Source organism: Leptolyngbya sp. AN02str, assembly GCF_050565595.1.
Taxonomy (GTDB): domain Bacteria; phylum Cyanobacteriota; class Cyanobacteriia; order Elainellales; family Elainellaceae; genus Kaiparowitsia.
The window spans coordinates 1-18,179 of the sequence record NZ_JBNXVR010000061.1 but is presented as its reverse complement, the minus strand read 5'-3'; the positions used below and the strand labels follow the sequence as shown (position 1 = coordinate 18,179).

22 protein-coding genes, 1 pseudogene and 1 riboswitch are annotated in these 18,179 nt (G+C 48.1%); of the genes and pseudogenes, 9 read left to right on the top strand and 14 right to left on the bottom strand.

Annotated elements, in window-relative coordinates:
* Positions 1–428: 428 nt before the first annotated feature.
* The 4 genes from ACQ4M4_RS26945 to cysS are packed head-to-tail and all read right to left on the bottom strand — an operon-like array spanning position 429 to position 4,472.
* The gene (locus ACQ4M4_RS26945) at positions 429–1,325 is read right to left on the bottom strand and encodes an alpha/beta fold hydrolase (RefSeq protein WP_430687577.1); all 897 of its coding nucleotides are present in this window, start codon (positions 1,323–1,325) and stop codon (positions 429–431) included.
* Positions 1,322–1,897: a hypothetical protein gene (locus tag ACQ4M4_RS26940; RefSeq protein ID WP_430687576.1), complete on the bottom strand. Its 576-nt coding sequence runs from the start codon at positions 1,895–1,897 to the stop codon at positions 1,322–1,324. Before ACQ4M4_RS26940 ends, ACQ4M4_RS26945 begins: the two co-directional genes overlap by 4 nt.
* Positions 1,898–1,907: 10 nt before the next feature.
* Positions 1,908–2,999: a WD40 repeat domain-containing protein gene (locus tag ACQ4M4_RS26935; RefSeq protein ID WP_430687575.1), complete on the bottom strand. Its 1,092-nt coding sequence runs from the start codon at positions 2,997–2,999 to the stop codon at positions 1,908–1,910.
* Positions 3,000–3,011: 12 nt separating this feature from the next.
* A complete protein-coding gene (gene cysS / locus ACQ4M4_RS26930) occupies positions 3,012–4,472 on the bottom strand; it encodes a cysteine--tRNA ligase (protein WP_430687574.1) in 1,461 nt (486 codons plus the stop codon).
* An 84-nt stretch (positions 4,473–4,556) separates the two neighbouring features.
* Here cysS and ACQ4M4_RS26925 point away from each other — a divergent pair, with 84 nt between their 5' ends.
* Together ACQ4M4_RS26925 and ACQ4M4_RS26920 are read left to right on the top strand one after the other, a co-directional pair.
* Positions 4,557–5,240 carry a hypothetical protein gene (locus ACQ4M4_RS26925; protein WP_430687573.1) on the top strand — a complete coding sequence of 228 codons (684 nt, stop codon included), beginning with the start codon at positions 4,557–4,559 and terminating at the stop codon, positions 5,238–5,240.
* Positions 5,241–5,269: 29 nt separating this feature from the next.
* The gene (locus tag ACQ4M4_RS26920; RefSeq protein WP_430687572.1) at positions 5,270–5,503 is read left to right on the top strand and encodes a ribulose bisphosphate carboxylase small subunit; all 234 of its coding nucleotides are present in this window, start codon (positions 5,270–5,272) and stop codon (positions 5,501–5,503) included.
* Positions 5,504–5,558: 55 nt separating this feature from the next.
* On the opposite strand, the gene hisI is transcribed toward ACQ4M4_RS26920, so the two are convergent.
* From hisI to ACQ4M4_RS26885, 7 genes and pseudogenes are all read right to left on the bottom strand, one after another.
* Positions 5,559–5,906, bottom strand: a complete 348-nt coding sequence (gene hisI / locus ACQ4M4_RS26915) for a phosphoribosyl-AMP cyclohydrolase (RefSeq protein ID WP_430687571.1) — start codon at positions 5,904–5,906, stop codon at positions 5,559–5,561.
* 2 nt (positions 5,907–5,908) lie between these two features.
* On the bottom strand, positions 5,909–6,874 hold the full coding sequence (locus ACQ4M4_RS26910) for a CobW family GTP-binding protein (protein WP_430687570.1): 966 nt from the start codon (positions 6,872–6,874) through the stop codon (positions 5,909–5,911).
* A 138-nt stretch (positions 6,875–7,012) separates the two neighbouring features.
* Positions 7,013–7,651 (bottom strand): GTP cyclohydrolase I FolE, encoded by a 639-nt coding sequence (folE, locus tag ACQ4M4_RS26905; RefSeq protein ID WP_430687569.1) that lies wholly within the window; start codon positions 7,649–7,651, stop codon positions 7,013–7,015.
* Positions 7,652–7,750: 99 nt separating this feature from the next.
* Positions 7,751–8,842: a CobW family GTP-binding protein gene (locus ACQ4M4_RS26900; RefSeq protein WP_430687568.1), complete on the bottom strand. Its 1,092-nt coding sequence runs from the start codon at positions 8,840–8,842 to the stop codon at positions 7,751–7,753.
* A 15-nt stretch (positions 8,843–8,857) separates the two neighbouring features.
* Positions 8,858–9,031 (bottom strand): annotated as a pseudogene (locus tag ACQ4M4_RS26895) (GTP-binding protein); the annotation flags it as partial.
* A gap of 15 nt (positions 9,032–9,046) precedes the next feature.
* Positions 9,047–9,904 (bottom strand): CobW family GTP-binding protein, encoded by an 858-nt coding sequence (locus ACQ4M4_RS26890; RefSeq protein WP_430687567.1) that lies wholly within the window; start codon positions 9,902–9,904, stop codon positions 9,047–9,049.
* A 9-nt stretch (positions 9,905–9,913) separates the two neighbouring features.
* A complete protein-coding gene (locus ACQ4M4_RS26885) occupies positions 9,914–10,363 on the bottom strand; it encodes a SufE family protein (RefSeq protein WP_430687566.1) in 450 nt (149 codons plus the stop codon).
* Positions 10,364–10,556: 193 nt separating this feature from the next.
* Between ACQ4M4_RS26885 and ACQ4M4_RS26880 the strand changes: the two genes are divergently transcribed.
* Entirely contained in the window at positions 10,557–10,943 is a 387-nt protein-coding gene (locus ACQ4M4_RS26880) for a hypothetical protein (RefSeq protein ID WP_430687565.1), read from the top strand.
* A 54-nt stretch (positions 10,944–10,997) separates the two neighbouring features.
* On the opposite strand, the gene ACQ4M4_RS26875 is transcribed toward ACQ4M4_RS26880, so the two are convergent.
* From ACQ4M4_RS26875 to ACQ4M4_RS26865, 3 genes are all read right to left on the bottom strand, one after another.
* A complete protein-coding gene (locus tag ACQ4M4_RS26875; RefSeq protein ID WP_430687564.1) occupies positions 10,998–11,246 on the bottom strand; it encodes a metal ABC transporter permease in 249 nt (82 codons plus the stop codon).
* A 25-nt stretch (positions 11,247–11,271) separates the two neighbouring features.
* Positions 11,272–11,430, bottom strand: coding sequence for a metal ABC transporter permease (locus ACQ4M4_RS26870; RefSeq protein ID WP_430687589.1), 159 nt, complete (start codon positions 11,428–11,430; stop codon positions 11,272–11,274).
* 63 nt (positions 11,431–11,493) lie between these two features.
* A complete protein-coding gene (locus tag ACQ4M4_RS26865; RefSeq protein WP_430687563.1) occupies positions 11,494–12,054 on the bottom strand; it encodes a DUF2267 domain-containing protein in 561 nt (186 codons plus the stop codon).
* 571 nt (positions 12,055–12,625) lie between these two features.
* A riboswitch (cobalamin riboswitch) is annotated at positions 12,626–12,770 on the top strand.
* A gap of 267 nt (positions 12,771–13,037) precedes the next feature.
* Between ACQ4M4_RS26865 and ACQ4M4_RS26860 the strand changes: the two genes are divergently transcribed.
* The 6 genes from ACQ4M4_RS26860 (at position 13,038) to cobW (ending at position 17,894) form a co-directional block, all read left to right on the top strand.
* Complete coding sequence (locus ACQ4M4_RS26860; RefSeq protein ID WP_430687562.1) at positions 13,038–14,342, top strand: hypothetical protein; 1,305 nt, start codon at positions 13,038–13,040, stop codon at positions 14,340–14,342.
* Positions 14,339–15,286, top strand: coding sequence for a 5-methyltetrahydropteroyltriglutamate--homocysteine S-methyltransferase (metE, locus tag ACQ4M4_RS26855; protein ID WP_430687561.1), 948 nt, complete (start codon positions 14,339–14,341; stop codon positions 15,284–15,286). Before ACQ4M4_RS26860 ends, metE begins: the two co-directional genes overlap by 4 nt.
* The gene (locus ACQ4M4_RS26850) at positions 15,270–15,728 is read left to right on the top strand and encodes a hypothetical protein (RefSeq protein ID WP_430687560.1); all 459 of its coding nucleotides are present in this window, start codon (positions 15,270–15,272) and stop codon (positions 15,726–15,728) included. The genes metE and ACQ4M4_RS26850 overlap by 17 nt, the downstream gene beginning before the upstream one ends.
* The gene (locus ACQ4M4_RS26845; protein ID WP_430687559.1) at positions 15,721–16,194 is read left to right on the top strand and encodes a hypothetical protein; all 474 of its coding nucleotides are present in this window, start codon (positions 15,721–15,723) and stop codon (positions 16,192–16,194) included. The genes ACQ4M4_RS26850 and ACQ4M4_RS26845 overlap by 8 nt, the downstream gene beginning before the upstream one ends.
* 244 nt (positions 16,195–16,438) lie before the next feature.
* On the top strand, positions 16,439–16,819 hold the full coding sequence (locus ACQ4M4_RS26840) for a DUF1636 domain-containing protein (RefSeq protein ID WP_430687558.1): 381 nt from the start codon (positions 16,439–16,441) through the stop codon (positions 16,817–16,819).
* A 19-nt stretch (positions 16,820–16,838) separates the two neighbouring features.
* Entirely contained in the window at positions 16,839–17,894 is a 1,056-nt protein-coding gene (gene cobW, locus ACQ4M4_RS26835) for a cobalamin biosynthesis protein CobW (protein WP_430687557.1), read from the top strand.
* The last annotated feature ends 285 nt before the right edge of the window (positions 17,895–18,179 follow it).

Sequence of the window (18,179 nt, the reverse complement as noted above, 5' to 3'; positions counted from 1 at the left end):
ACTAAAAGAACGATAATCATTCTCAAATTATAGATAAAAGCTGGGATTCAACAAGTGTTTTGGGCTGAGGCGGAATTCTGGCAGTTTTGGGTTGAGGAAACCGAACGTTAGCAGGTGAGGAGGTGTGTCAGAATTCCGACAACTCATTGATGCGGTAATTTCTAATGCCACCTACACAATCCGACCCGCCAGCCAACAAGCTAACTGATAGAGTGATCAGATTCTTCTGGGGTGCTGTCATTGGCTGCTTCCTGGCTCTAGTCCCCCTTTCCTATGTTTGGTATTATCTTTCAGACGTTACGACAACTCAGATCTTTGCCCTCGTTGCGTTTGGGGTGCTGGGAGGAATTGTCGGCGTGTTTAGCACTCTCCAGCAAATGGGGCGTTTCTTCGACTCCATTCCCTGGTTCTGAGTTTGATGCTGGAAATTAAGCCCGTAGGAACGGTAATGCGATCGCTGCCACTTCACTCGCCTCTTCCTCATGCATACCCAATGTTCCCGACAGCCGAACAGATTGGGTGTTGGGTAATGCTGCCAGGGCTGCCATTTCAGCTTTCGATTGCGGGGGTGATTGTTCGCCTATCACAACTAAAGTGGGCATTGTGAGCGATCGCCCCACGGTCAAAAACTCGTCTCGATCAGCCATCGGGTCGAGGGTTCCCGTCACAAAGGCGGCTGGGGCGAACCGTGCCCCCGGTTGCTGGGTAATCTGGTGCTTGGCTTCTATAAAGTCTGGGGTAAGCCGTGCTTCATTCACAAACACATGGCGACGATACATAAATTTGAGAAAACCGGAAGTCGTATTCAACCCGTAAAGGAATTGCCCCAGACCGGGCGATCGCACCAGTTCCCGCACCCCATCCCGCACAGGTGTTGGCGCGCCCATCGCGCATAATGGTCCCTTCCAGGTCGGAGCCACCAATACCAGTTTTGAGACAAGGTTGGGCTGTTGAGCGGCTTGCATCGCATATCCAGCGGCATGTCCGGCAGCGAAAACGGCGCTCGGTTGCTGGAAGTGGGCGCGAACAAAATCCTGAAGGAGTTGACGGTAGAGGGCTGGTCGATAGTCCAATGACGGGCGATCGCTTTGTCCAAATCCTAACCAATCCATTGCCACCACTTGAAAGTGTGGGGCTAATTGTTCGGCAATCCCCTGCATTTCACCACGAGTGGAAACGGTGCTAAAGGCGGGCAGGAGCAAAACTGGAGTGCCACTACCCCGTGTCTCGTAGGCGATCGCAAAAGTCTGATTCTGCCATTGCCACTGGAATGTTTGAACCGTTCCGCCAATTTGAGCCGATTTAGACATGGATGTTGTTGTCATGGTTGCACCTTATAAGCTGATGTGGATCTGAAACGATGCAAGCGGCGTAGTTCAACCCCAATTGAACCACCCACAGGAGATTGCCAATCAATCGGTTTACCCCGCTCGATTTGATCCAGGAGCCCATCCAGGCGAGATGAACTGCCCGACGTGAATTTATAAAAGAAATGGTGTAGACCCTGAGCAATCGCGATCGCTTGCATAATCCAGAAAAGAGAACGATCTGGTAAATGAAAAAAATCTCCCTCTGTCCATACACCTGGTAGTAGCCTGACAGCCCCTATGAGCAGAATTAGCAGCGTCGTTGCTTGTCCTAAGCGATGAATCGTTTTAAACACCGAAATTCGCAACTGCATGATAGCTCTGGCAAAGGCAGGAAGAGCCCAACTTAGTAAGTAAATCGTCCAGAAGCTGAGAATCAAGCCAGATAAGAAAACCCAGAGCGCGATCGCCAGCTTATAGAAAAACCATTGGGCAAGCGGATAGGTTGCGAGATACATCCCTAAGGGAAGTCCTATGAGCCAATGAATAAATGAAATACCGGCCCATTGTTTCAAAAGGTACTTCTTCATTTCGACAATCTCATGCTGGGATAGACGATACTTTACCTTTATCTATGTTTGTAGACCAAACCAACAATTCGCCTTGTTGTCCGCCTGCGGCTAAATGGTGTCCCATCGGGTGCCATGCCAGACAGGAAAACCCCGATGTCGCTCCTTCCAATACTTGAGCCGCTTCCAGGGCGGCTTGCCAGAGAATAATCCAGCCATCTTCGGACAGTGAGGTAATCCATCCCATCTTGGGTTGAAATGCTACATCCAGAACCGTATCGTTGTGCAGGTCTAACACCCAACTATCCCAACCCTCTGGGGATTGCATCCACATCGTCACCAGTTCACGAGTGGCAGCGGCTAGAATCGGTGGCAGGTCAGGCGATGGCGGCAAATCTGCCCATGCTAACTGGCGAATTTTTCCAGGAAAGCCGCGCATGAGCGTGGGCAGGTCGTTTTCGTTGGTTGGCTCACGCTGGAGGTGTTGTACTTTTGACCAGTTCAGCACTCCAATACTATGGTCATGAATCGCGCAAGCCAGCAGGGCACCATCGGGTGACCAGGCGAACGCACTGGCGGGCGAAGTCAACTCCCACTGGTAGCGAGGTGCGCTCCAGTCCTGGCTATTCCAGATGTGGATGTTGCTTTTGATGGCGATCGCCAGGTGTTTCCCATCCGGCGACCAGCGAATATCTTGCGGACTGGCAATTCCGATCAAACAGGTCACGGCTTTCGCTTGATCCGCATCCCAGATCTGTACGGTTTTTCCTTGATTAAATGCCAGATGATGACAGGTCGGATGCCAGACCAGGCGATCAACCCAGGAGCCACATTCGAGCGTGTCCGCAATTTTGGGCACATCCCCATCCATCTGCCACAGCGTAATGGTGCCATCCTGCCCACCCGCCGCTAACCATTTGCCATCGAAGGAAAAGGCTAAGGCATCGATAGATTGATCGGTGGGCTGACATAACGACAGACTCACAAAATTCTTTAACAAGCGCACTTCCCCCGACCCAGAGGCAGCCGCTACAGTATTGCCTATGGGTGACCAGGCGATCGCTGTCACGTAATCGGACAATGTTTCTTTCGCACTTAACTCCAGAATGGATTTTAGGGTCATGGTGATGCCTCTTCAAGACCGATGCCAACGGGTTTGTCCATCGGGTTGATCAATTAAAGTAATGCCCATCGCTTGCAACTCATTGCGAATGCGATCGCTCTCGGCATAGCGTTTTTCCTGACGTGCCTGTTGCCGTTGTCGCAGCAGAGATTCAACCCGACCGACATCAATATCTGGCTCAGGGATGGAGTCTGGCTGAACGCCTAAACCTAAGATCTGTGCCAGGTGAGTCAGGGTTTGCAAACGCTGTTGTAACTGCCTATCGGTTAGCTCTGACGACCCCTGATAGCTGCGTAAATTGAACTCCCGCTTCAGTATCTTGGCTAACTCAAATAGCACCGCTAATCCTGCTGCCGTATTCAAATCATCGTCCATTGCCGTTTGAAAACGATTGACCGATTCAGCGTCCAGTTCACCGGGAATTGGCATCTGAGGCGATAAATTCAATCGCTGCCAATCCAGTGTTAGCGAATGTTTCAGCGTTTGCCAGCCATTCTCAGCGGCAACGATCGCGTCTTTCGTAAAATCCAACGGTTTGCGGTAATGGGCTTGCAGCACAAATAGCCGAATTGCCATTGAGTCAACGGGTTGGGGATAGTCTGACCAGTTGCCCTCCAATATGTCCCGAATGGTGGTGAAATTGCCCAACGACTTCGACATCTTCTCACCATTCACCGTCACCATGCCGTTGTGCAACCAGTAGTGGGCTAATGGCTGACCCGTCAACACTTCCGACTGAGCAATTTCGTTTTCGTGATGGGGAAAGACCAGATCGCCTCCACCGCCATGAATATCGATCGCTTCTCCCAAGCGTGCCCGAATCATGGCAGAGCATTCAATGTGCCAGCCCGGTCGTCCTTCACCCCAGGGGGAATTCCAGGCTGGTTCATCTGGCTTTGCCGCTTTCCACAGCGCAAAGTCAGATGAATCTCGTTTTCTTCGCTCTGGATCATCGGGGTCAACTCGTCCACCAGCCCCCGCCTGCATCTGCTCTAGCTGTCGCCCAGAGAGTTTGCCATACTCTGCAAACTGCCGCACGTTGTAATAGACATCGCCATCGACTGCATAGGCATAGCCTTTCTCGACCAGTGCTTGAATCAAATCATGAATCGCTGGAATATGCTCGGTGACACGGGGATACTCATCGGCATCCAGAATGTTGAGCCGTCGAATATCTCGAAAATAAGCGGCAATGTAGCGATCGCTCACCGCCTGCATGGTTGATCCTTCTGCCTGGGCGCGCTTGAGAACCTTGTCGTCAATATCGGTGAAGTTCTGCACATAGCGCACCGTGTAGCCGCGCCATTGCAAATATCGTCGCACCACATCCCACACCATATAGGAACGAGCATGTCCCAGGTGGCAATCGTCATACACCGTCACCCCGCAGCAATACATCGTCACCTGACCCGGATGGATGGGTGTGAACAGCTCTTTGCGGCGTGTCAGGGTGTTGTAGAGGGTGAGGCTCATAATGGAAAACTGCTGCCAGGTTCAAAGTACGAACAAGACCTGTTTCCAGGTATTATTTAGAATGATAATCATTCTCATACTAGCATGGACATCCACAGCATTCCTGCCCCGCCAACGCCCTGGTCGCAGCAACTGGTTGAACCCGCGATTGATCCCAGTGTTTACATCCATCCATTAACCAATGTGATTGGGGATGTCCGCATTGGCGAACAGGTGCATATTGCACCAGGGGTCTCGATTCGCGCCGATGAGGGAATGCCGTTTTACATCGGAGCTAATGTCAACATTCAAGATGGGGCAGTCGTTCACGGGTTAGAGCAGGGGCGCGTCACTGGCGATGATGGCAACCCTTACTCGGTGTGGATTAGTGACAATGCCTCAATCACTCATATGGCGTTGATTCACGGTCCTGCCTATGTGGGCAAGGGGTGTTTTATTGGGTTCCGTTCCACTGTGTTTAATGCCCGTGTCGGGGATGGCTGTATTGTCATGTCCCATGCGTTAATCGAAAATGTGGAGATTCCAGCGGGCAGGTATGTGGCATCTGGCTCGGTGATCATCCATCAGCAACAAGCCGATCGCCTACCCAATGTCCAGGACTCGGATTCAAGTTTGCCCGTCATGTCGTCAGCATCAATCAAAAACTGCGTCAGGGCTATCTTTGCGCTGACGATCAGGTCTGCATCGCTACCATTCGCAATGAACCCAACGGACACCCAACCGTTCAGCCTGCTTCTGGCAATGAACATCGCCCATCCTTACCTCTAGATGCTCAAGCGATCGCCTGGATTCGAGAGGTGTTGAGCCAGAAATTTTATATTGGCGTGGAACAGGCGGATATGCGACGGTTTCGGGCAAATTCCTGGTCAGATTGTGGCGTGATTAAAGTGACGCAGGAAGGGGAGGCGATCGCCGCAATAGCACAACTTCTACAACGTTATCTCCATCAATATGTGCGTCTGTTTAGCATCAATCCTGGAACTCGGCAGCGAGGTAGTGGTTTAGTGATTCAACAGCCCTTGGAGAAGTGAAGCGGTAAAGAGGTGGAGGAGAGAAGGAAGAATAAACAATTACCTGGTTCCTCCATTACTTTGTTGGAAGCGAAACTGAATTAAAGAAACAACTTCTTGCCCCTGTATGGCAGGCAACATCACCCACCTGCTCAATTTTTAATAGAAGCGTATCGGCATCACAGTCGTAATAAAATGCTTTGACTTTTTGAATGTGTCCAGACGTTGCCCCTTTATGCCACAGTTCTGCACGGGAACGGCTCCAGTAATGAGCTTCTCCCGTTTCTAAGGTTCGATAGATCGATTCACGGTTCATCCATGCCATCATCAAGACGGTATTGTCCAGATAATCTTGGGCGATCGCTGGAATCAAGTCCTGTTCGTTGAACTTGAGCTGTTCTATCCACAAAAAAGGTTGATTCATCGTCACAATCGGGTTAGACAATTATTCAATGTTTGAATCAAAAAGAGAGCATCCAGTTTGCGCCCAATCAGCACCATCTGGTTTTTAGGAGCAGCCGTCCATTCACTGTCATCAATGGTGAACCGCTTGCCACTGAGTTGAAACAGATGTCGTCTAGGGCTTTCAGCGAACCAGAGTATCCCTTTTGCCCGAAACACATTATCCGGCAGTTGATAATCCAAGAACTGCTGGAATTTCTTCAAGGCAATGGGGCGATCGCTTTGAAAGGATACGGACATGAATCCATCGTTGTTAAGGTGCTGGGTGTTTAGCTTCAGTTCTGTTTCAGAGTCCAGAGCAGCATCAATTGCCGAAAGATTGATATCAAGGATTAGAGAAAGCGGTACTTTACCGTGTTGCGATCGTAAAATCCGAGCACGCTCTTTCACAGAATGGAGATAATCTTCTAACTCTTTTAATCTTGACTCCGTGACTAAATCCGTTTTATTCAGCAGAATCATATCCCCATACAAGATCTGATTCATCGCGGCACCACTGTTGTAATGCTCAGCAGGCGTAAAGGTTTCGGCATCAACAACGGTCACGATCGCATCCAACTGGGTTAAATCCCTCAACTCTGTTCCCAAAAACGTCAGGGCGATCGGCAAGGGATCTGCAACTCCTGTTGTTTCCACAATTAAATACTCAATCCGATCCTGCCGTTCCAGCACCCGGTAAACTGCATCCGCTAAGTTGTCATTAATGGTGCAACAGATACAGCCATTCGTCAGTTCAATCATGTCTTCATCAACGGCAATTAAGAACTGACTGTCGATATTAATGTCACCAAATTCATTCACTAAGACAGCGACTTTGTAGGCTTCAAAGTTTTGCAGGATGTAGTTCAGGAGCGTTGTTTTACCACTGCCCAGGAAGCCCGTGATGATGGTTACAGGGAGTTTGGTATCTGCACTTGGGAGATTAGACATGGACTGTGGGGAAGGAAAGTAGGGAATAGGGAATAGGCAGTGGAAAGTAGGGAATAGGGAGTGGGGAGTAGAGAGTTTTAAGAATCAATATATTTTCCCCATTCCCCCTTGCCCATTCCCCGCTCTCCTATTTACGACTTAATGAAACGCTGGAGTATGGCTGATCAGGCTCATAAACTCCTGCCGAGTGCGGGCATCATCGGCAAAGGCTCCTTTCATGGAACTTGTCACTGTCCAGGAACCGGGCTTTTGTACACCCCGCATTACCATACACATATGAGTGGCTTCCACAACCACCGCAACTCCCTGAGGCTTCAGCAAGCCTTGCAGAGCTTCAGCAATCTGATGGGTCAGGCGCTCTTGAACCTGCAAACGGCGGGCATACATCTCGCAAATCCGAGCAATCTTAGATAAGCCAATGACTTTGCCATTAGGAATATAGGCAATATGGGCACGTCCCAAAATGGGCAGGATGTGGTGTTCACAGGAGCTAAACAAATCAATATCACGCACCAACACCATTTCATTGGCATCTTCATGAAATACAGCACCGTTGAGCAACTCATCGAGGGATTGGTGATAACCGGAGGTGAGGAATTTGAGCGCTTTAACCACTCGTTTGGGCGTGTCGCGCAGTCCTTCGCGATCGGGGTCTTCACCCATGCCTAATAGCAATGTGCGAACCGCTTGCTGCATCTCTGCTTCAGAAACGACTGGCTTTGATTCAGTAATCACCGATTGCTTACGGATATCATCAGGGGAAAAGGATAGTGTCATGCGTGGAATTAGGTTAAGAACATCAGTCGTAAGGATGAGGGGTAAGGCACGCAATACCCCTCCCTCCAGCAGACAACTGTACTGCTGAAAGTCTTTGGATCAGGCAATGCAAGCGGTTAACTGTTGTCGCAGTTCGTCTGCATTCAGGTTGCGCCCGATCAAAACCATTTGGGTTTTTGGCGGTGTTCGCCATGCCTCTCCTTGCAGGTCAAAGCGAGGACCACTCAGTTGGAAGACATTGCGGAGATCACTTTCCGCAAACCAGAGAATGCCTTTTGCCCGGAAGACATCTTTGGGCAATTGTTCTTGTAAGAATAGTTCAAACTTTTTTATATTGAAGGGGCGATCGCTCTCAAAGGCGATCGACACAAAACCATCATTATCCAGATGATCGGAATGGTGATGATGGTGCTCATGAGGGTGATGGGTGTGATCGTGATGGTCATCATGAGCGTGGTGATCATGGTCATGATGATGCGCTTTGTGTGAGTGATCCTGCTGGGTTTGTTCAATCTCTTCCTGCACTAAATTGGCATAGGCTTCTGGGTTGTTATAGCCCACATCTAAAAGCAGTGGCAGTGGTACTTTTCCATGCTGACTGTGCAGGATTCTGGCCCCTTCTTTGACTGTATGAATATAGGCTTCCAGGTTCTGGATTTGGTCTGGATCTGCCAAATCAGTCTTATTCAAGATCGTGACATCTCCATAGGCAATCTGCTTGAATGCCGCTTCGCTATCGAAATGATCCGGCGTAAATGCCTCAGAATCGACAACGGTGACGATCGAATCTAGCCGGGTCAGGTCACGTAATTCTGTACCCAGAAAGGTCAAAATAATCGGCAGTGGATCGGCAACACCTGTGGTTTCTATCACCATGTAATCGACCTGATCGTCCCGCTCCAGCACGTTATACACTGCATCCACCAAGCCATCATTGATGGTGCAGCAAATACAGCCATTACTCAGTTCCACCATGTCTTCATCCATCGACACGAGTAACTGACTGTCGATGTTAATATCACCAAACTCATTCACCAAGATCGCAACTTTTAGATCCTGGCGATTGTTCAAAATGTGGTTGAGTAATGTGGTTTTACCACTGCCGAGAAATCCCGTGATAATTGTGACAGGCATTCCTCGTTTGGGAATATCCAGGGTGCTGGGAGTGGGAAGAGTTGTTGTGTTGGTCATATCCAATTCCTCAAATTAAATCGCAATGCATTCAATCAACTGTGCTTTGATTAATTCAGCATTTAAGTTTCGCCCGATAAACACTAGCTGATTATGCTTAGGCGACTGCGATCGATTCTCTTTCAGAGAAGTTGCATGAACGCTTTTTATGTCGCATCGTTTACCACTCAGTTGCAAAACATGGCGTAGTTGGTTGCCCTGAAATCAGACAATTCCCTTGGCGCGGTAAACATCAGGAGATAGATGATCCAGGAAATTTTGAAATCTGAGTAAGTCGAAGGGGCGCTGGCACAGTTGCTCTGGAAGCGATTCGCTTTCAAATGACACCGCTACAAACCCATCATTTTCTAGATGGGGAGAATGTCTATGGTCATGATGCTCATGAGTCGGCTGGGATGAGTTGAGGTAGGTGCTGGCATCATTAAATCCAATATCTAAGATTAGTGTCAGTGGCACTTCCCCATATTGAGTTGAGATAATTCGAGCGCCTGGTCTGATCGAGCGGATGTAATTTTCCACCTCATCCACAACTTGAGGAGAAACCAGATCGGTCTTATTCAACAGAATAATGTCCCCAAAGATGAGCTGGTTGAGTGCGGCTTCACTCTCGTAATGCGTGGAGGTAAATGATTCAGCATCCACAACTGTCAGCACTGAATCTAGCCGCGTGACATCCCGCAACTCTGTACTGACAAAGCTCAACATGATCGGCAAGGGGTCAGCAATGCCAGTCGTTTCAACCACAATGTAGTCAACTGAGTTATGGCGATCGACCATTTCATACACGGTATCAACCAAGCTTTGATTAATGGTGCAGCAAATACAGCCATTGCCCAGTTGCACCATGTTTTTATCCACGGAAACTAACAGTTGTGAATCAATATCAATGTCGCCAAACTCATTCACAATCACGGCAATCTTTAACCCGTGGCGATTGTTCAGGATATGGTTGAGTAGCGTTGTTTTGCCGCTGCCTAAAAAGCCTGTGATGATGGTAACGGGTATGATGCGCTGAGGAACGCTCACTGATTCTGGACAAACTTGCATCACTAAATTGGACATAATGACTCCTTAAGTTTGCAAGTAAGTCGCAGCCAGATGATAGACCAGCGCTTTCCGTTGCATGGCTTGAAAGATGTTGTAAAAACCATTGGCACGAGACGGAGTCAGGCTGATATCCAGCCCGGTTTGCTGAATGAAATCGGGTGTTAACTGGATAATTTCTGCGGGGGCCAACCCGTTCAATCCTTCAACCAATAGCCCTACTAATCCCTTAGTTAGTTGAGAGTCGGAATCTCCCTGAAAGATCACCTTGCCCTGCTGCAAACTGGCAGTCACATACACTTGAGAAACACAACCAGGAACTTTATGTTCTGCCACCTTTTGCTCATCGGGAAATGGCGGCAGACGTTTGGCAAACCAGAGTAGATATTCATAGCGCCGCTTCGGTTCCAAAATCTGTTGGAACCGCTGGACAATCCGCTCAAGGGAAGCAGGCAAGGGTTGGGAGACGGGCGACATACTGTTCTAGCAGCAAGCTACCTATAAAAATGATAATCATTCTCATAATACAGGATCTTTGGCAATTTGGAGGGGGATTGTTGTTGGTAGCTTTTATCGAGCAAGCGGTCACTGGACTCTGAAGGGTTTGGAAGGGTAAAGGAGTAGGACTGGTAGAATTTATGGACTTGATGCATAGCGAGAAAGGCAACTTATGAGCAAAAAGATAGAAGCCCTCCTCCGTAAAGCGCTGCTGGAAGAGGGCAAAATGGAATATTCTCTCTATGAATACGAGTTAGAGGAGCATATTGATTACTGTTACGACGGTCTAAAAGCCGACCGCGATGACTTCGTGTTTGTAGTGACAGAAAACTCCGGGCATGTGGCAATGGTGCTGATCATGCCGGATAAAACAGTGTTAGTAAATGAAGTGGCCAGGGCAAAGCTGTCAGAATTTTGGCAAAGCAATTACAGTACCAATCTGAAACGGTTGATTCCGATGATGGCAAAGGAACTGGCAAGTGACTCGCTCTTTGTCAATGGAGTGAAGACGGTTGGCCACAAACCGCCAAAGCGGGTGTGGGGTAAGGCAAGATCTTGAGTGCGAGGCGATCGCATTTAAGTCGAAATGTCCAAACCTGTGACTGGGATAGGATTACTTCTCGCTCCCTTGCATCAAACCTGCAATTTGCGCTTTGAATCGGGATTGGGTTAATAGCCCTTGAGATGGGCTGAATAGAAACGCTAGAAGAAATAGTCCGAAAGCAACCAGCACGACCGCAGACCCTGACGGAATATCCAGGGAATAACTCAAGTACATACCGACAATACCCGCTAATGCACCCATGCCTGCACTCAAGAGGATCATTTGATGGAGTTCCTTTACCAGCAAGTAAGCGGTCATTCTAGGGCAACAGGCAGCACAATCATCAACAGAACGCCCACGTTTGTAAATTGGCAACGACGGTCAAACTGATTGCGGCCACAATCCCCAGATAATATCGACGCACAAGCATTCCTGCAGCTTGTGCGTCGACTGGATCAAACGTGTAAAACAATTGCTCTTTGTAAAATAACCAGACTACAATCAGGATTCAGTATCGTAATCCTAAACGTTATGAGTACGAATACTTTCTCTGCACGATCTATAGCTAGGCTTGCTCCCAGAGTTCTCGCACCCCACCGTCCGGTAGCCAGGTAGCGATTTCCTGAATGCGCTCTTCTGACAATTCCCGCTTAGTTGCCGAAAACACTGCTTTCACCGCCTGCTTGCGCTCAGCATCTTTATTCTCAGGGTTTCGCTTAAGCCCACCTTCGTTTGCAACCCGGAAGAAAAAGCGATCGGAATCAATCTTGAAAATGCCTGGGCCTTGCCAAGGTGGACGCACCCGACTCAAAAATCCAACTAGCGGATTGGTATCTTTCCACAGGTCGGTCACTTCCATCTGAAGCGCCTTTTCTTTGGTAGGCATTGCCTCTTCATGCAACTCATCCGCAACGCGATCAGCTGCCTCTGTAGTCATCAAATCGCGCATGACTCGAAAGACAACTTCGGTGAAGTCTCTGGCATCGTAGGGGTCAGAAAATCCTCCATCAACCATCACTTTCTCCAGGAAGGATCGATCCCTATCTGCGATCGCAACTCTGGCATCTTCGACTTCTGTCGGATCAATCTCTGGAATATCATTTTTCAATGCTTCATCTGCCATCATTGTCTCCTCTATTGTTTGATCACAATTTTGGTACTCGATTTAGATTAAGAGACCCCTAATGAATGAGCATCTTTACTTAGGTCTAATTTCTATCCTTCAAAAGACAGAGGTTAAATGGATAGCGGGCCTGTGCCGAAAACTATGAATCTCGATCACTGAGCAAGCAACACGCTGTCTTTAGTTGAATTAGAAGACTGGCAGGAGAAAAGCCTTGAAGCAGGTTACAAAGTTGGCGATTCCGCCTTTGACGGATCTGCTCTGTGGAATCGCACAAATGCGATCGTCTATCCAGAGATTCGATCGGCTGTGCCACTGCTGAATGCGATCGAACCTAATCCTGTAGATATTCAGAAATAAGAAATTCTTGAAAAGCTGAATCAGAGAAAAGCGCACCCGTACAAAGATGACGCTTGATGTTCGACTCAGCATAAAACAAAAAAATCAAATCGGATCATCTTTACTCTACAGATAGCGCAAGTAATTTTAGAAAGGCGCTATATTTTGAAGTTGTTCAGCATTTTAGCTGCGAAGAAATGCAGGGTGAAGCTGCTGCACTGCGCTACAACTGTGCTATCGTTGGGGTCAAGTCGGTTCTGATGGGGAGCAGCCATCAGACGCAAGGGGGAAAGTGCAGTGTAAATCTGCCGCTGTCCCGCAGCTGTAAGGAGAGGCGCAACTCTCTGAGTCAGAATGCCCGCCGATTGGTAAACCCGTTACACAAACATCTGCGAGGTACGGATGATGAAAACTTCAAGCTTTTGTGATTGGTATTTTGTCGGGATTTTAAAGTTGTAGCGTTCTGAGTTGACTATCTGAGTTAAACGAACGGCTGATATGCAGAAGTGCTACCTGAGTGAAGGTAGCTGCTAATTTTGCGATCGATTTAAGTCAGCCATCCTCATTTTGTCTGCCTATGGCCTGCTTCCCAATTGGGAGGCAGCTGTTCTCACACGTTTATTTACAGAGTTTAGGACGTTACAACAATGACCATTCAAACTGCAACGCTGGGGTATCCCCGCATTGGTAAAAACCGTGAAGTTAAAAAAGCATTAGAAGCCTTTTGGAGCAATAAATTTGATGCAGAAGCTTTGCTGCAAACAGTGCAAGAGGTTGAATTTGCGAACTGGAAGGCGCAACTCAAAGCAGGCATCGATCGCATCGGTATCGGTGACACGACGCTTTATGATCATGTGCTGGATTGGGCAGTTTGGTTCGGCCTCATCCCCGATCGCTTTCGTCATCTGTCGGGACTCGATCAATATTTTGCAATGGCACGCGGCAAAGATGGCATTCCAGCGATGGAAATGACCAAATGGTTTGATACCAACTATCACTATTTGGTACCTGAGATTGCGGCTGATGCACAACCAGAGGCAAACTTTGCAGATTTTTTGGCAACGGTGCAGCGATCGCAAACTCTTCTGGGTGAACGAGCCGTTCCCATTCTCCTCAGTCCGGTCACGCTTCTGAAACTGGGCCGTCTGGAAGGTGATTTCACAAACCATTTGAGCAAATTGCTGCCGCTTTACTGTGAATTGCTGACTCAACTGAAATCGCTAGGCGTCACCGAGGTGCAGGTGCATGAACCGATTCTCGTCACCAGCAGTGCAGCGGATCTGAAAGAGGCAATTACTATCACCTGCACCCAGCTTGCTCAAATCGGTGTATCCGTTCATCTCGTCACCTATTTTGACGATCTGGGAACCACGTATCCCTGGGTGATGCAATTACCTATTGCTGGCATTAGTTTAGACTTTACCCGTGGATGCAATTTAGACTTGTTGAAACAACACGGTTTCCCATCCGATAAACAGTTAGGTGTAGGTATTGTAGATGCAAGAAACATCTGGAAAATTCTTCCCGAATCAGTGCTATCAACACTAGAAACTATTCACGGCATTACGCCAAATATTCGATTGCATCCCTCATCATCCCTGCAATTTGTTCCCTATGATGCGACGCGAGAGACAAAACTGCCGGAACCCTTGCGAAATGTATTGAGTTTCGCGGAACAAAAGCTGGATGAAGTGGTGATCTTGGCACAGACGCTTGATGGTAATGCTCCGAGCGAGCGATTAGCAGTCGTGCAAACCCACTGGCAAACCTTTGAGCAGTTCAGCCCTGTAAATTCAGCAGTACAAGATCGGCTCCGCAACCTGACTGTCAATCATTTGGAGCGCGCTATGCCCTATGAGCAACGCAAAAAACTCCAGTCAACGCTGCCGCCCTTTCCGACAACAACCATTGGCTCATTTCCACAAACCTCAGAGGACGGCAACTACGAGTGAAGCTAAAACGGGGTGAAATCACTCAAGCCGAATACGAAGCGGCGATCGATGCAGAGATTGCCAAGTGCATTCAAATTCAAGAGGAAGCTGGGCTAGATGTATTGGTGCATGGCGAGTTTGAACGCACTGACATGGTGGAATTCTTTGGACAACAGCTCTCTGGATTTGCCTTTACCGAACACGGTTGGGTGCAAAGCTATGGCAGTCGCTGTGTGCGTCCACCGATTATTTACGGAGATGTTGTCCGAACCCAACCTATGACTATTCGAGAGTTCAAGGTGGCGCAATCTCTCACCGATAAAATTATGAAGGGGATGCTGACTGGACCCGTGACAATGATCAACTGGTCGTTTACCCGCACGGATATTCCTCGCAGTGAACAGGCAATGCAGATTGCTTTGGCACTGCGGGAAGAAGTGGCAGATTTAGAAACGGCTGGGGCGAAGATGGTGCAAATTGATGAACCCGCTCTGAGGGAGGGATTACCCCTGAAGCCAGAACGCTGGAATGAGTATCTGTCTTGGGCGGTCGATGCGTTCCGTTTGGCGGCAGGAGTTGCCAAGCCCGAAACTCAAATTCACACCCACATGTGCTACTCGGAGTTTGGCGACATTATTCAGCACATTGAGCGGTTGGATGCGGATGTGTTGTCGATCGAGAATAGCCGCAGCAACAATGAGACCCTATTTGAAATTACGGATGCAGGCTACCAACATCAAGTCGGTAACGACGTTTACGATGTCCATAGTCCAGCGGTTCCTAGTACTGAGTTGATGGTTCAACAGCTAAAAACTGGGATTGCCAATCTACCGATCGAACAGATTTGGGTCAACCCTGATTGCGGATTAAAAACACGGCGATGGGAGGAAGTGATTCCATCGCTGAAAAACATGGTAGAAGCCGCAAAAATTATTCGGGAGGAAACCCATGCGACCAACGAATGAAGTATGGCAAGGCTATTGCGGCTACTGGCAAAACCCATTCATTCGGGAAAACCTTTTGCCGATCGGATACACTGCCTGGAACGGTTATCTGAATACAGGTAGAGGAATAGTGGTATGCACTGTTGTCGATACTATTTCTTCCTGTATTGATTGGGAGGTAAATACCGTAACCTTTCATCAGGTATTCATTCCGCAAGCGCAAGTAGAAGCGTATCTGCAAGCATTGGAACTGCAACCAGAAGCAGTCAAGGCACTGCTGAAGGCAATTTCTACCTATGATCCGAAACGAACGATCACGCTTCTGGTTATTGGTAATGGTGCAGTTGACATCAACCTGCTAGAAAACCTCAAGATTTCTCCTGCCGAGTGTTATGTGCAGGTGCAACACCGTTGGGCAGAGTTTCAAATTGACTTAATCCCCAAAGGAGTCACTTATGAATGAAGCGCCCGATATGATGGACTGGCAGCAAGAGTTTATTGCTACAAATTTGTTGGCGATCGGCTATAACGCCTGGGTAGGTTACTTAGGCGGTGAACGGGGTGCGATTATTTGCAGCACTAATTCTCCTGGTGTGGGGATTACTGGAGAAGCATTCAAAACCTATTTCGTCCGGCGATCGCGCCTGGCTGCCTTTCTGAACGCCTGGTTAGCGGCTCCTGATACGGTGATTCTGCGCCATCACTTCATGAATGCCCACATTCTGGAAGCGGTGGATTCTTACAATCCAACAACTGGATTGGTCTTCCTAATGGAATCGTTTAACCAAGTGACGTTCTTTTACCTGAAAAATCTACCGATCACGCCACCCCAATGTTACGAACAAGTATGTAAAACCTGGGAGGAGTTTCAACCAGCCGTTTGTGCATTGCCAGCAGAAACCGTGCTTTACCACAGGTCAACCCCCTAGACTGACCGAATTCTACCTTTAAAGAGTGGATGATTATGCTCAAGTATTACCTGCATCGTGCCGGAAGAATTCCTATGTCGATTCGTCCATTTGTGAAACACCAAGTCGTATCGCCATCCAATTCACTTCCTAAAACTGGCTTAATTCGAAGGATGGATTGTTTTCAGAATGTTGTTTTCGTTAGATTTCAAGCCGTTTTTCGCCAGAAACGCTAAATACTAATGCAATCAGATGGATTAACCCCATGTCCCAAGCGACCTTACTTGTTTGTATTCTCTGCCGCTTCTCCCAGACTGAAGCAAGGCAGGCAGGTTTGAGTGAAGGACAAGCCCTCTGCGATCGCCTCAAAGAGGGGTTGGAAACCAGTAGCGAAGCTTGCATCCGGCTTCAACCTGTTCGCTGTATGGGAGCCTGTAGTCATGCCTGTACCGCCGCTTTTATGGCTCCTAACAAAGTCACCTTTATCCTGAGTCAACTCTCCCCGACTGATTCAGTCCCAGATCTGTTGGAATTTAGCCATCAATATGTCAATGCTTCAGATGGCAAAGTTCCCTACAAAGACCGTCCTGCGACCATCAAACAGAACATCCACGCAGTTCTACCGCCATTGCCGCACCAACCTTAAAATCATTTAGGAGTCAATCATGCACAAAATTCCTGTAACCGTCGTCACAGGCTTTTTAGGAGCCGGAAAAACAACCCTCGTGCGTCATTTATTGCAGAACAATCAGGGTCGTCGCATTGCCGTGCTGGTGAATGAGTTTGGTGAAGTCGGCATTGATGGTGAGTTGTTGAAATCATGTCGGGTTTGTGATGATGATGAAGATCCCAATGCAAATATCCTGGAACTGGCAAATGGCTGTTTGTGTTGCACTGTGCAGGAAGAATTTTTGCCAACCATGCAGGAGTTGTTAAAAAGACGCGATCGCCTCGACTGTATTCTCATCGAAACCTCTGGATTAGCCTTGCCTAAACCGCTAGTACAAGCCTTTCGCTGGCCCGAAATTCGCACCGGGGCAACTGTTGATGGCGTTGTGACCGTTGTAGATTGTGAAGCCCTTGCGAATGGTCAATTTGTGGGTAATCTGGATGCCCTGGAAGCCCAACGGCAAGCCGATGACACCCTGGAGCATGAAACTCCGATTGAAGAACTGTTTGAAGATCAATTAGCCTGTGCCGATATGGTGTTGTTAACCAAGGTCGATCGCGTTGATTTGGCAACTCAACATCGCATTCAGCAGTGGTTACAAAAAGAACTTCCAACCGGGGTAAAAATTGTGCCCTGCAAACAAGGAGAAATTAGTCCTGATCTTTTACTGGGATTTAATGCCGCTGTTGAAGACAATCTCGACTCTCGCCCTAGCCATCATGATACGGAAGAAGATCATGAACATGATGAAGACATTACTTCAATTCATGTCATTTTAGACCAAACATTTGACCCAGCAGAGTTGGTTAGCCGCTTACAATCTCTGGTGCAGCAGTATGAGATTTATCGGATTAAGGGCTTTGTGGCAGTGCTTAATAAAGCCATGCGGTTAGTCGTTCAAGGTGTTGGCAATCGATTTGATACCTTTTACGATCGCCCCTGGCAACCGGATGAACCCTGCCAAACTCGGTTAGTGTTTATTGGGCGATCGCTGAATTCAGAACAAGTTTTCTCTGCACTCCAGAAGAGTACCAATGCTCAGCCAGTTTAGCGTTGTATAGAAAATTTCTTTTTGTGATTGTTTTAACGAACTTTCTGGCGATGGGCTACAACGATTGAAAAGGGCAGTAAATCAAATAAATCTGATCCAGGTCGAAGCTGAAACGTCGGGAATTTTAATTGCCAATCTTTCCAGAAGATAAATACCACGTAGGGTTTGCTGAAAAAAGCAGCAAAGGTTTACAGTGCCTAGTTTTCAAGCGAGATCAAGTCTGCTAAAGTGCAAAGAAAAAGTGTAAAACCTCTCAAAAACCTTGCACGAGCTTGCCGATGTACC